The sequence below is a fragment of the Saccharopolyspora antiqui genome, assembly GCF_052246905.1.
Lineage (GTDB): Bacteria > Actinomycetota > Actinomycetes > Mycobacteriales > Pseudonocardiaceae > Saccharopolyspora.
Window position 1 is genome coordinate 170058 of the sequence record NZ_JBQQBO010000004.1, and the last position, 12411, is coordinate 182468.

Consider the following 12411-nt stretch of genomic DNA (forward strand, 5'->3'; position numbering starts at 1 on the left):
GGAGGTGGCGCCGCTTCTCGGTTCCATCGGCACCCCGCCCGACGCGAGCCCGGTCGGCTACTTCTTGCGGCCCACACCGCCGGGCCCGGTCCAGGGCTTGCCGCCGGGCGGCACCTCATGGGAGTCCGGGCGCCATTCGGTCAGGTCCACCAGCCCGGGTTCGACCAGCTCCACGTCGCTGAACATGGCGGCGATCTGCCGCTTCGGGCGCATGTGGAAACCGCCGATGCGCTCGCTGTAGAGCTGCGCGGCCTGCCTGGTCGATTCCGTGATGTCGTCGCTGCACGCGTGCGAAATCGCCAGGTAGCTGCCCGACGGCAGGGACCGGACGTAGCGCGACACGATGCCGATCGGGTCGTCGTCATCGGGCACGAAGTGCAGGACGGCGAAGAACAGCACCGCGATGGGCTCGTCGAAATCCAGCATCGATCGGACTTCGCGGTGGCCGAGCACGTAGTCGGCGTCCCGGAAGTCGGCGCGGACGGCGATCGCCCGGTCGTTGCCGCGCAGGATGGCGTGGCTGTGCGCGACGGCGACCAGATCGCTGTCGACGTAGACGACCCGGCACTGGGGATTCGCCTGCTGGGCGATCTCGTGCACGTTGCCGACCGTCGGAATACCCGAGCCGAGATCGAGGAACTGGCGAACGCCGCGACCGGCGAGGTGGCGAACAACCCGGCGCAGGAACGACCGGTTGGCTCGCAGCACCGTCGGCAGCGACGGCATCAGCGCTGCCGCCTTCTCGGCCAGATCGCGGTCCACCTGGAAGTTGTGCGAGCCGCCCAGGTGCACGTCGTAGACACGCGCGGGACTCGGTTTCGTCACGTCGACCCCCTGCACCCACCACGACTGCGCGTCCACGATGCACCTCCGGCGGTGGTGACTCATACCACCACACCGGATGAGCGGGCGGCCCGCAAGCCCTCTATCGGCTACTGCGCGTCGCGGTTCACGGCTCGGCGAGCAGCGAAAGCGCACCAGAGGGGCACACCTGCACCGCTTCCCGGGCGGCGTCGGCAGCGCTTCCGTCCACTTCGGTCACCAGCACCACCACCCGGCCGTCGTCCTCGTTCTGGTCGAACAGCGCTGGCTCGGTGAGCACGCACTGACCGGCACCGACGCACCGGTCCAGATCCGCCTCGATTCGCATCATCGCTCCCTTCACCAGGTCACGGGCATTTCGTAGATCCCGTAGACGTTGGCATCGGACTTGAACGGTAGGTCGTCGACCTCGGCTGCCAACCGCAGGCCGGGCAACCGCCGGAACAGCGTGTCGAAGACGGTCTGCAGCTCCATCCGCGCCAGGTTCTGCCCCAGGCACTGATGCGGACCGAAGCCGAAGGCCACGTGGCGGCGGGCATTGCGGTTGATGTCGAGTTCGTCGGGTCGGTCGAAGGCCTCGGGATCGCGGTTGGCGGCGGTGCCCATCGCCACCACGCCCTCCCCCGCGCGGATCAGCACGCCGCCGATCTCGACGTCCTCCAGCGCGGTGCGCGAGGTCGCGGCCTCGACGATGGTGAAGTACCGCAGCAGCTCCTCCACCGCTGGCAAGGTCTTCGCCGGATCGGCGACGATCTCCGCCAGCTGCTCGGGGTTCTCCAGCAGCGCCAGGGTGCCCAGCGAGATCATGTTCGCCGTCGTCTCGTGTCCCGCGACCAGCAGCAGGAACGCCAGGCTGACCAGCGCCTCGTGGTCCAGCTCGCCGGATTCGCGCTGCTTCTGGATCTGCCGACCGAGCAGGTCGTCGCTGGTGTCGCGCTCCTTGCCCGACACCAGTTCGTCCAGATAGGACCGGATGTCGCCGATCGCGGCGATCCGCTGCTCGGCCGTGGTCGATCTCCGCACCACCAAGCTGGTCCGCTGCTGGAAGAAGTCGTGGTCGGCGTAGGGCACGCCGAGCAGCTCGCAGATCACCAGCGACGGCACCGGCAGGGACAACGCGCGCACCAAGTCGACCGGGCCGGACTCGGCGAGCATCCCGTCGATGCAGTCGTCGACGATCTGCTGGACGCGCGGTCGCAGCTCCTCGATCCGCCGCACGGTGAACTCGCCGAGCACGGCGCGGCGGGCCGTGGCGTGCTCCTCGCCGTCCATCCCGATCAGCGACGGGGGCATGTTGGTCACCATCTGCTGGTTCGGCGTGAACTTGGGGAAGCCGGGGCGGCGCCGGTCGGAGCTCATCCGGGGATCACCGAGCACCTGGCGGACGTCTTCGTGGCGGGTGACCAGCCAGGCGGTGCCGCCGCCGACCATCGGCACCTTGGTGATCGGCGTTTCCACCCGCAGCTGCGCGTATTCCGGTGCGGGTGCGAACGGGCAGGTGCGGACCTTGGGGTAGGCGGCTGCGTCAACAGCTGTGTCGGACATCGTGACTCCCTGATCACTGAGCGAACAACCGGATGAATCCCTTCCGTTTATATCGAAACGGAAGGATTTCGTCCACCTATAGTCGGCCTAGAACATGCGACAATCCGCCCAGCCAGGCCCAGCCCGACGAGCGAGGACCATGACGACCGACGCTACGCCACGCCTGCGGGCCGATGCCCGCCGAAACCGCGACCGGATCATCGCAGCGGCGCGAACCGTCTTCACCGAACGCGGCACCGAAGTTCCGATGGAAGAGATCGCCCGCGCCGCCGGCGTCGGCATCGGCACGCTCTACCGGCGCTTCCCGGACCGCGATTCGCTGATCGGCGCCGTCGGCCGGGACGCGTTCCAACGGGTGCTCGACGAAGCCCGCACGCTCGGCAACCGCGAACCCGACCCGTGGCGAGCGCTGACCGATTTCCTGCTGCGCGCGGTGGATCTGCGCACCGTGGTCCGGCTTTCCATGCTGTCGCAGCGGGCCAGGGCGGTCCTGGGCTCGGACCCGGCCGTCAGGCAGACCCGGGGCGAACTGCTGGAGATCCTGGACGGGCTGGTGCGCGCCGCGCAGCGCAACGGTTCGCTGCGGTCGGACGTCGGCAGCGGCGACCTCGCGGTGATCCTGGCCATCGTGCTGCAGGGCGTGCACATCGTCCCGGAGGACATCCGGCGCGACGCCCCGGCCCGGTACCTGACGCTGATGCTCGACGGCCTGCAGGCGCACCTCGCGACACCGCTGCCCGGCCGCCCGGTCACCAACGACGACCTCGACGTCGCACACCACCGCACCGAGAACTGAGCACCCACGTCCAGCACCGGCGGCCGCCGGTTCGCGAGGACAGCCCTCGACGTGGGTGGATCGGCGCGGCCGAGGCGGCGTCGTAGGGCCTGTCTTCGAACTCGTCCTGCTTCGCGGTGCGGGTGGCAGACCTGGCGATTTCGCGCGAACTCGCCACCCGCCCCGCGTGGGAGACAGCGATTTCGCGCGAAATCGTCCACCTCACCCGAGGCGGACGGCCCGACACGACCACTTCAAAGACAGGCACTCAGGTTCCGCCACGCGAGACCAGGTCACGGGCAGTCGCTCATTGCGCCATGTCGTCGGCTTGGAACATGCCGAAGATGTTGCCCTCGGTGTCCCGGCAGTAGGCCACCCAGCCCATGCCGGTCAACGCCGTTCTCGGCATCGCCACCCGGCCGCCCGCCGACTCCACGATCGACAGCATCGCGTCGACGTCGTCGACCTCCATGGTCGTCGCGAACGCCGCGATGGGGGTCTCGTCGGTGGGATCCGAGCCCTCGCGGGGCAGCAGACCGCCGTCGATGCCCGGCCCCTCACCGGTGAAGATCAACCAGTAGGGATTGTCGCCCCACTGCTGGAAATGCCACCCGAACACGGTGGAGTAGAACTCGCAGGCGCGATCCACGTCGGAGACGTGGATCTCGAAGTGCACGGGACGCAGCATGGCGGCCTCCTCGACGCCAACCCCTCGCCTGCGAACGTAAGCCCTGCTCGCCGCACCCGCACTGACGATCAGCGGCGGTCGCGCACCAGCACCCGCAGCACGTGGTAGCCCAGCAGCGTCACCAGCGTGCCCAGCGCGATGCCGCTGAGGCTGAACTGCGGGGTGATCTCCAGCGCGACCCCGCCGATGCCGACCACCAATCCGGCGGCCAGCGGCAGCAGGTTGATCGGATTGCCGAAATCGACCCGGTTCGCCACCCAGATCTTCGCGCCGAGCAAGCCGATCATCCCGTAGAGCACCACGGTTATGCCGCCGAGCACACCGCCGGGAGTCGCCGCGACCACCGCGCCGAACTTGGGGCACAGTCCGAACAGGATCGCCACGATCGCGGCCACCCAGTAGGCCGCGGTGGAGTACACCCGGGTGGCGGCCATGACACCGATGTTCTCCGCGTAGGTGGTGGTGGGCGGGCCGCCGACGGCGCTGGAGAGAGCGCTGGCGAAGCCGTCGGCGAAGATGGCCCGGCCAAGGCCGTCGTCCAGCTTCGTGCGGGTCATCTCCTCGACCGCCTTGACGTGCCCGGTGTTCTCGGCGATCAGCGCGATCACCGCGGGCAGCACGACGATGATCGCCGCCGCGTCGAACGACGGTGCCAGCAGGTTCGGCAGCCCGAACCAACTGGCGTCCGCCACGCCGCTGAGGTCGAGCCGGAAGTGCGTGCTGACGGTGCCTTCCGCGTCCGGCGCGGTGATCGGCCCGAACCCGGTGTCGAACAGCCACGACAGGCCGTAGCCGACGACCAGGCCGAGGAACACCGCGATGCGGGCGAAGAACCCGCGCAGCAGCACGGTGCAGCCGAGCACGACGACCATCGTGATCAGCGCGATCCACTGGTCCTGCGGCCAGTACGTTTCGGCGACCACGGGGGCGAGGTTGAAGCCGATCAGCATCACCACCGCGCCGGAGACCGCGGGCGGCAGCAGCCGGTGCACCACCTGCGCGCCGACGAAGTGGATGACCAGCCCGATGGCGGCCAGCACCACGGCGCACACCAGGATCGCGCCGGTGACCGTGGAGGTGTCGCCTCCGCCTGCCCGGATCACCGTCACCGCGCCCACGAAGGAGGCGCTGCTGCCCAGGTAGCTGGGGATCTTGCCCTGCACGATCAGCAGGAACAGGATCGTCGCCGCTCCGGAGACCATGATCGCCAGGTTCGGGTCCAGGCCCATCAGCACCGGGAAGACGAAGGTCGCGCCGAACATGGCCACCACGTGCTGCGCACCGAGCCCCACGGTGCGGCCCCAGGACAGTCGTTCGTCCGGTGCCACCGCGTCACCGGGTCGCGGAGTGCGACCGTCGCCGTGCAGCGTCCAGCCGATGCCGAGTTTCGCCGCGAGTCCCCGCCGCATGGCGCCCCTTCCCGTCCGACCCCGCCGATCGGGGCTGCCACGTTCCGCGGAACTCTACAAAGCGACCACCGCCGCACGGCCCGACCAGGGCGCATTTCACAAGAAGTTGACCGCACGGCACCGGTACCCCACCGGGTGAGAGGTGAAGGGCACCTTTCACCCACATACTTGGTAAAAGGTGCCCTTCACCTCGGAAAATCACCGCATGGTGGGGATTATGGTTTCGCCGTAGGCGTCCATTGTGGAGTCCAGGGCGTCGTGCATGGCGTAGATCGCGAACTGGTCGACGCCCGCTTCGCGGAGTTCGCGCAGTTTGGCGACGTGCGCTTCGGCGGGGCCTAGCAGGCAGAAGCGATCGACGATCTCATCCGGCACGAAGTTGGTGCTGGGGTTGTCGGCTCGGCCGTGGTGGGCGTAGTCGTAGCCCGCCCGGCCCTTGATGTAGTCGGTGAGCGCGGCGGGCACCGCCTCGGCGGTGTCGCCGTAGCGCGCGACGATGTCGGCGACGTGGTTGCCGACCATGCCCCCGAACCAGCGGCACTGCTCGCGGGCGTGGTCGAGGTCGTCGCCGACGTAGGCGGGGGCCGCCACGCACACCGTGATCGACGCCGGGTCGCGCCCGGCTTCTCGGGCGGCCTGCCGGACGTGGTCGACCATCCACCGCGTCAGGTGCGGATCGGCGAGCTGCAGGATGAATCCGTCGGCCTGCCGACCCACGAGGTCCAACGCCTTGGGGCCATAGGCGCCCATCCAAACCGGCAGCCGCCCAGCGCGCACCCACGGCAGCCGCACGCGGGTTCCGCGCAACCGCACCTCTCGGCCCTCGGCCAACTCCTTGATCACATGCATGGCCTGTTCGAGCGTGGCGAGCGTGGTGGGTCGGCCGCCGGTGACCCGCACCGCCGAGTCGCCACGGCCGATGCCGCACACCGTGCGCGGTCCGAACATGTCGTTGAGCGTGGCGAAGGTCGAGGCGGTGACCGTCCAGTCGCGGGTGGCCGGGTTGGTCACCATCGGGCCGACGGTCAGCCGCTCGGTGTTGGCCAGGATCTGGCTGTGGATGACGAACGGCTCCTGCCACAGCACGCACGAGTCGAAGGTCCAGCCGTGGCTGAAGCCCAGCTGCTCGGCTCGGCGCATCCGATCCACCACCGACCAGGCAGGCGGATCGGTCTGCAGTACCAGCCCAAAGTCCATCGTGGACCTCCGCTCTTCTCGGGAATCGGCTGATTTGCGGCGGTTTGCGAGTTGCGTGGCGCGGTAGGAAGCGGCTGCGCTCACCCGCCGCCATGTGGTGTCGAGCGCATCGACGTGCCGATCCGCGCGGGTGTTCAGATCAGGTATTGGCAGGTGTCGCGACGCAGGAAGCGGCCGTGCCCCGCCCGCCCGGTGTAGGTGCCGTCATCGACGACGACCGCGCCGCGCGAGAGCACCGTGCGGACCCGGCCGGTGACCCGCTTGCCCTCGTAGGCGTTGTAGTCGACGTTCATGTGGTGCGTCCGGGCCGAGAGCACGTGTTCGGCGCGCGGGTCGTAGATCACGATGTCGGCGTCGCAACCTGGCGCGATGGTGCCCTTGCGGGGGTGCAGGCCGAACATGCGCGCCGGGGTGGTGCAGGCCAGTTCGATCCACCGGCGGCGGCTGATGCGCCCCTCCACCACCGCTTGGTGCAGCAGGTCGATCCGGTTCTCCACACCCGGGATGCCGTTGGGGATCTTCGAGAAGTCGCCGCGGCCGAGTTCCTTCTGGTCCTTGAAGCAGAACGGGCAGTGGTCGGTGGAGACCACCGACAGGTCGTTGGTGCGCAGCGCCTGCCACAGGTGCGCCTGGTGCTCGACGGGACGCAGCGGTGTCGAGCACACGTACTTCGCGCCCTCGAACTCCGGCCTGGCCAACTCGTCCACGGTGAGGAACAGGTACTGCGGGCAGGTCTCGCCGAAGACGTTGAGCCCGTTGTCGCGGGCCCGCGTGATCTCCTCGACCGCCTCGGCTGCCGAGACGTGCACGACGTACAGCGGCGCACCGGCCACTCTGGACAGTTGGATCGCCCGGTGCGTCGCCTCGGCCTCCAGCAGCGGATGCCGGGCCTGTCCGTGGTACTTCGGGTCGGTGCGGCCTGCTGCCAACGCCTGGTGCACGAGCACGTCGATGGCGATGCCGTTCTCGGCGTGCATCATCGTCAGCGCGCCGTTGTCGGCGGCCTGCTGCATGGCGCGCAGGATCTGCCCGTCGTCGCTGTAGAACACGCCGGGATAGGCCATGAACAGCTTGAAGCTGGTGACGCCTTCCCCGACCAGCGCGTCCATCTCCTTGAGCGCTTCGGCACCGACGTCGGAGAGGATCATGTGGAAGCCGTAGTCGATCGCGCACTGCCCGTCGGCCTTGGCGTGCCAGGCGTCCAGGCCCTCGCGCAGGAAGCCGCCGACCGGTTGGATCGCGAAGTCGACGATCGTGGTCGTGCCGCCCCACGCGGCGGCGCGGGTGCCGGTCTCGAAGGTGTCCGAGGCGAACGTCCCGCCGAAGGGCATCTGCATGTGCGTGTGCCCGTCCACGCCGCCGGGGATCACGTAGTGGCCGCTGGCGTCGATCACCGCGTCCGCGCTGGAGACCCACTGCTCGGCGGCCTCCGACGCGGCGATGCCCACCACGTGCTCACCGTCGATGAGCACGTCCGCGCGGGTCTCCTCGGTCGCGGTGATCACCAGTCCACCGCGGATGATGGTCCGACTCATCGCCGCCCCGCCTTCTCCAGCGCCGCCAGCAGGATCCGGCCGCCTTCGCGGGCCTCGGCCTCGGTGAGGCTCAGCGGTGGGGCGATCCGCAGGACGTTGCCGTCCAGGCCGCCCTTGCCGATGAGCACGCCGCGCCGCCGGGATTCTTCGAGCACCGCGCTGGCGATCTCCGGGGCCGGAGTGCCGTCGGGGTGCGCCAGCTCGATGCCGATCATCAGGCCCTTGCCGCGCACCTCGACGACCGCTGGAACCCGGCCGAGCGCGGCGTCGAGCTCTTCGCGCAGGACCGCGCCGACCCGGGCGGCATTGCCCGGCAGGTCGTTGGCGATGAGGTGGTCGAGGTTGGCCAGCGCTCCGGCCGCGGTGATGGGGCTGCCGCCGAAGGTGGAGATCGAGTTCGCGCGGACGCTGTTCATGACCTCGGCACGGGCGATGACACCGCCGATCGACAGGCCGTTGCCGATGCCCTTGGCGAAGGTGACGAGGTCCGGCGCGCCGCACGCGTCGTGCGCCTGCCAGCCCCAGAAGTGCTCCCCGGTTCTCCCCCACCCGGTCTGCACCTCGTCGCTGATCCACAGGATGCCGTGCCGGTCGAGAACCTCCTTGAAGCGGGCGAACAGCCCGTCCGGCGGGATGGCGAAGCCGCCGACGCCCTGCACCGGCTCGGCGATCAGGCAGGCGACGTTGCCGTGCAGCTGGCCGAGCACGTCTTCGAGATCCGCCACGCAGGCCGCGGTGAACTCCTCGTCCGGCAGGTCCGCCAGCGGCGTGCCGCGCCGACGGCTGCCGTGCACGTAGGCCGTCTGCACCGGGGACAGGCTGGTCGGCGACCAGCTGCGGTTGCCCGTCACGGCCAGCGCCGAGAACGACCGGCCGTGGTAGCTGTTGCGCAGCGCCAGAACCTGGTTCGAGCCCCGGTATCCGGTGGCCAGCAGCAGCGCGGTGTCGTTGGCCTCGGTACCGCTGGTCGTGAAGAACACCCTCGGATCGTCGATGCCGGACAGCTCCGCGACCCGCTCGGCGAGCTCGATCATCGGTCGGTTGAGGTAAAGCGTCGAGGTGTGCAGGATCTTGCCCGCCTGCTCGCGGACCGCCGCGGTCACTTCGGGCAGCGCGTGCGCGGTCATCGTGGTGAGGATGCCGCCGAAGAAGTCCAGGTACCGGTTGCCCTCGGCGTCCCAGACGTGCCGTCCCTCGCCGCGCTCGATGTCGATCGGCTCGTCGTAGTACAGCGAGAGCCACTCCGGCAGCACGGCGCGGTGCCGCTTGGTGAGGTCGGTGTGCGTGCTCGTCATGGTGGCTCCGTTCACGGCTCGGTCAGCGGGCGGTAGGCGTCCGGGCGCCGGTCGCGGTAGAACGCCCACTTCTGGCGGACCTCGTCGATCAGGTCGAAGTCCAGGTCGCGCACCAGGAGCTCCTCGGCGGTGTCGCTGGCGGGCTCGCCGACGAACTGCCCGTAGGGGTCGACGAAGTAGCTGGTGCCGTAGAAGTCGTTGTCGCCGTACTCCTCGGTGCCCACCCGGTTGATCGCCGCGATGAAGTACTCGTTGGCCACCGCGGCGGCGGGCTGTTCGAGCTTCCACAGGTAGGACGACAGGCCGCGGCTGGTCGCCGACGGGTTGTAGACCAGCTGCGCGCCCGCCAGCCCGAGCGCCCGCCACCCCTCCGGGAAGTGCCGGTCGTAGCAGATGTAGACGCCGACCCGGCCGATCGCGGTGTTGAACACCGGCCAACCGAGGTTGCCGGGCCGGAAGTAGTACTTCTCCCAGAACCCCGGCAGGTGGGGCAGGTGGTGCTTGCGGTACTTGCCGAGGTAGCTGCCGTCGGCGTCGATCACGGCGGCGGTGTTGTAGTAGAAACCGGGACCGTCGCTCTCGTAGACCGGCACGACGATGACCATGCCGAGTTCCCGCGCCAGCGCGCACATCCGCCGCGTGGTCGGCCCGTCCGGCACCGGCTCGGCCCACCGGTGGTGCTCGGCTTCCTGCACCTGGCAGAAGTACGGCGCGTTGAAGACCTCCTGGAAGCCGATGATCCCGGCGCCCTGGTCGGCCGCCGCGCGGACGCGCTTCTCGTGCTCGTCGACCATCGACGAGGTGTCGCCGGTCCACTTCGCCTGGACCAGCGCGGCACGAACGATGTTGGGCATGGGTCTGCTGCACCCCTTCGGTGATGCCCTCCCAGGTGGTGTTCGGAGAGCGACCATGCGAGCCGGTCGGCCCGTTCATCGAAGGTATGACCAGCGATGACCACGTGCAATCACCGGTCGACTACCCAGCGTCGCCAGTTCGGTGCCCGGCAAGCTCGCGGCTAGGGGCAATGCCCGCGGCGCGGGCCGCTTCGCCGCACCGAATTCCCCCGAGCAGGCGAAGCGCCGGTGTGTCGTGCTGGCCCGCGGGCGATGCACTGCCGCCGCACCATCCACCCGCCCCTGGTGAACGGATGGCGGTGGGAGTAGAACGAAGTTGTCCGGCCTGACGTCGATGCGTCTCGCGAAGCTCGGGCGCACGGGTGGGCCGATTCGGTCAGGAGGACCTGTGACGTCGGATCAACGCTCCTCGGCGGATGCCTCTCGATACCTGCCGATCGCCGACCACGGCTTGATCGGCGACCTGCGCAGCGTCGCGCTCGTCGGCACCAACGGCACGATCGACTGGTACTGCTGTTCGCGCTTCGACGCGCCGAGCGTGTTCGCCTCGATCCTCGACGCCGACCGGGGCGGGGCGTTCGAACTCGCGGCCGACGTGCCCGCGCGGACCAAGCAGTTCTACTTCCCGGACACCAACGTGCTGATCACCCGGTTCTTCGCCGAGGACGGGGTCGGCGAGATCCAGGACTTCATGCCGATCGTGGACGATTCGCGCGAGTCCGACCGGCACCGGCTGATCCGCCGGGTGCTGTGCGTGCGGGGATCGCTGCCGTTTCGGGCTCGGGTGGCCCCGCGGTTCGACTACGCCTCGCAACCGCACACCCTGCACATGGACAACTGCCACGCGATCTTCGAATCGGCGTCGCTGTCCCTGGCGCTGACCGCCAGCGTGCCGATCGAACGCGACGGATCGGACGTGTGGTCGGCGTTCAAGCTCCACGAGGGCGAGATCGCCGTGTTCGCCCTCGACCGGGTCGGCGATACCGTGGCGCCCCGGTCGTGTCCGCTGGCCGAGGCGGAGCACGAGTTCGCGGCCACGGTGCGGTACTGGCGGAAGTGGCTGTCCGCCTCCCGCTACCGGGGCCGGTGGCGGGAGATGGTGCACCGCTCGGCGTTGACGTTGAAGCTGCTCACCTACGCGCCGACCGGCGCGATCGTGGCCGCGCCGACGACGAGCCTGCCCGAGCACATCGGCGGCGGGCGCAACTGGGACTACCGCTACGTGTGGGTCCGGGACGCCGCGTTCTGCGTGTACGCCCTGCTGCGGCTGGGATTCACCGACGAGGCCGAAGCGTTCATGAGCTTCCTGTCCAACCACGTCGACCTCCGCCACTGCAACGACTCGGGCCCGCTCCAGATCATGTACGGCATCGATGGGCGCAGCGAACTGCCCGAACGCGAGCTGCACCACCTGGAGGGCTACCAGGGCTCCGCCCCGGTGCGGATCGGCAACGCCGCCGTCGACCAGTTCCAGCTGGACATCTACGGCGCGCTGATCGATTCGGTCTACCTCTACGACAAGTGGGGCAAACCGATCTCCAGCCAGTCCTGGGACGGCATCACCGCCGTGGTGGACTGGGTTTGCGACAACTGGGACCGCCCCGACGAGGGGGTTTGGGAGACCCGCGGCGGACGCAAGAACTTCCTGTACTCCCGGCTGATGTGCTGGGTGGCCATCGAACGCGCGATGCGGATGGCCAACCGGCGCGGGCTGCCCGCCGACATCCTCCGCTGGCGGCGCGCCCGCGACACGATCTACCGGCGGATCATGCAACGCGGCTGGTCCGACAAGCGGCACGCCTTCATCCAGCACGAGGACGACGACGTCCTGGACGCCGCGCTGCTGATGATGCCGCTGACCAAGTTCATCGCTCCGACGGATCCGAAGTGGCTGTCCACGCTCGACGCGCTGGGCGAGCAACTGGTGTCCGACTCGCTGGTCTACCGCTACGACCCGCAGGCCAGCCCGGACGGCCTGCAGGGTGCCGAGGGCACCTTCTCGATCTGCTCCTTCTGGTACGTCGAGGCGCTGACCCGCGCCGGTCGCCTCGAAGAAGCCCGGCTGGCCTTCGAGAAGATGCTCACCTACGCCAACCACCTCGGTCTCTACGCCGAGGAGATCGGACACACCGGTGAACAGCTCGGCAACTTCCCGCAGGCCTTCACCCACCTCTCGTTGATCAGTGCCGCGTTCAACCTCGACCGCCACCTGGGCTGATGCCCGGCATCAGCCGTATCCGGGGTCGTTTTGCGAGGGTGCTCCCGTATCGACGCGGTTGTCGCGCCGGAAA

Annotated in this window: 11 protein-coding genes; 2 read left to right on the forward strand and 9 right to left on the reverse strand. The window is 69.1% G+C overall.

Translation table 11 applies throughout. From position 1 onward, the window contains the following. Nucleotides 1–57 precede the first annotated feature (57 nt). The 3 genes from ACTWQN_RS09650 to ACTWQN_RS09660 form a co-directional block, all read right to left on the reverse strand. A complete protein-coding gene (locus ACTWQN_RS09650) occupies nt 58–861 on the reverse strand; it encodes an SAM-dependent methyltransferase (protein ID WP_443203021.1) in 804 nt (267 codons plus the stop codon). 88 nt (nt 862–949) lie between these two features. After that, complete coding sequence (locus tag ACTWQN_RS09655) at nt 950–1150, reverse strand: ferredoxin (RefSeq protein ID WP_443203174.1); 201 nt, start codon at nt 1148–1150, stop codon at nt 950–952. A gap of 11 nt (nt 1151–1161) precedes the next feature. Beyond that, nucleotides 1162–2367: a cytochrome P450 gene (locus tag ACTWQN_RS09660; RefSeq protein WP_443203022.1), complete on the reverse strand. Its 1206-nt coding sequence runs from the start codon at nt 2365–2367 to the stop codon at nt 1162–1164. A gap of 139 nt (nt 2368–2506) precedes the next feature. Here ACTWQN_RS09660 and ACTWQN_RS09665 point away from each other — a divergent pair, with 139 nt between their 5' ends. Beyond that, the gene (locus ACTWQN_RS09665; RefSeq protein ID WP_443203023.1) at nt 2507–3163 is read left to right on the forward strand and encodes a TetR/AcrR family transcriptional regulator; all 657 of its coding nucleotides are present in this window, start codon (nt 2507–2509) and stop codon (nt 3161–3163) included. A gap of 286 nt (nt 3164–3449) precedes the next feature. Here the strand turns inward: ACTWQN_RS09665 and ACTWQN_RS09670 are convergent, their stop codons facing one another. The 6 genes from ACTWQN_RS09670 to ACTWQN_RS09695 all read right to left on the reverse strand — a co-directional run bounded on the left by ACTWQN_RS09670 (nt 3450) and on the right by ACTWQN_RS09695 (nt 10120). Next, on the reverse strand, nt 3450–3830 hold the full coding sequence (locus ACTWQN_RS09670) for a VOC family protein (protein WP_443203024.1): 381 nt from the start codon (nt 3828–3830) through the stop codon (nt 3450–3452). 68 nt (nt 3831–3898) lie between these two features. Then, the gene (locus tag ACTWQN_RS09675) at nt 3899–5239 is read right to left on the reverse strand and encodes a uracil-xanthine permease family protein (RefSeq protein ID WP_443203025.1); all 1341 of its coding nucleotides are present in this window, start codon (nt 5237–5239) and stop codon (nt 3899–3901) included. Nucleotides 5240–5437: 198 nt separating this feature from the next. Continuing rightward, the gene (locus ACTWQN_RS09680; protein WP_443203026.1) at nt 5438–6436 is read right to left on the reverse strand and encodes a TIGR03842 family LLM class F420-dependent oxidoreductase; all 999 of its coding nucleotides are present in this window, start codon (nt 6434–6436) and stop codon (nt 5438–5440) included. 134 nt (nt 6437–6570) lie between these two features. Next, complete coding sequence (gene hydA / locus ACTWQN_RS09685; RefSeq protein WP_443203027.1) at nt 6571–7971, reverse strand: dihydropyrimidinase; 1401 nt, start codon at nt 7969–7971, stop codon at nt 6571–6573. Continuing rightward, nucleotides 7968–9266: an aspartate aminotransferase family protein gene (locus ACTWQN_RS09690; protein ID WP_443203028.1), complete on the reverse strand. Its 1299-nt coding sequence runs from the start codon at nt 9264–9266 to the stop codon at nt 7968–7970. Before ACTWQN_RS09690 ends, hydA begins: the two co-directional genes overlap by 4 nt. An 11-nt stretch (nt 9267–9277) precedes the next feature. Next, nucleotides 9278–10120, reverse strand: a complete 843-nt coding sequence (locus tag ACTWQN_RS09695) for a nitrilase-related carbon-nitrogen hydrolase (protein ID WP_443203029.1) — start codon at nt 10118–10120, stop codon at nt 9278–9280. Between the two features lie 388 nt (nt 10121–10508). Between ACTWQN_RS09695 and ACTWQN_RS09700 the strand changes: the two genes are divergently transcribed. Beyond that, the gene (locus ACTWQN_RS09700) at nt 10509–12338 is read left to right on the forward strand and encodes a glycoside hydrolase family 15 protein (RefSeq protein ID WP_443203030.1); all 1830 of its coding nucleotides are present in this window, start codon (nt 10509–10511) and stop codon (nt 12336–12338) included. The last annotated feature ends 73 nt before the right edge of the window (nt 12339–12411 follow it).

Excerpts from the sequence above, each read along its gene's own strand:
- ACTWQN_RS09660 (WP_443203022.1), bottom strand. The coding sequence starts at position 2,367 with ATGTCCGACACAGCTGTTGACGCAGCCGCCTACCCCAAGGTCCGCACC.
- ACTWQN_RS09690 (WP_443203028.1), bottom strand. The coding sequence starts at position 9,266 with ATGACGAGCACGCACACCGACCTCACCAAGCGGCACCGCGCCGTGCTG.
- ACTWQN_RS09665 (WP_443203023.1), top strand. The coding sequence starts at position 2,507 with ATGACGACCGACGCTACGCCACGCCTGCGGGCCGATGCCCGCCGAAAC.
- ACTWQN_RS09655 (WP_443203174.1), bottom strand. The coding sequence starts at position 1,150 with ATGCGAATCGAGGCGGATCTGGACCGGTGCGTCGGTGCCGGTCAGTGC.
- ACTWQN_RS09675 (WP_443203025.1), bottom strand. The coding sequence starts at position 5,239 with ATGCGGCGGGGACTCGCGGCGAAACTCGGCATCGGCTGGACGCTGCAC.
- ACTWQN_RS09695 (WP_443203029.1), bottom strand. The coding sequence starts at position 10,120 with ATGCCCAACATCGTTCGTGCCGCGCTGGTCCAGGCGAAGTGGACCGGC.
- ACTWQN_RS09670 (WP_443203024.1), bottom strand. The coding sequence starts at position 3,830 with ATGCTGCGTCCCGTGCACTTCGAGATCCACGTCTCCGACGTGGATCGC.
- hydA (WP_443203027.1), bottom strand. The coding sequence starts at position 7,971 with ATGAGTCGGACCATCATCCGCGGTGGACTGGTGATCACCGCGACCGAG.
- ACTWQN_RS09680 (WP_443203026.1), bottom strand. The coding sequence starts at position 6,436 with ATGGACTTTGGGCTGGTACTGCAGACCGATCCGCCTGCCTGGTCGGTG.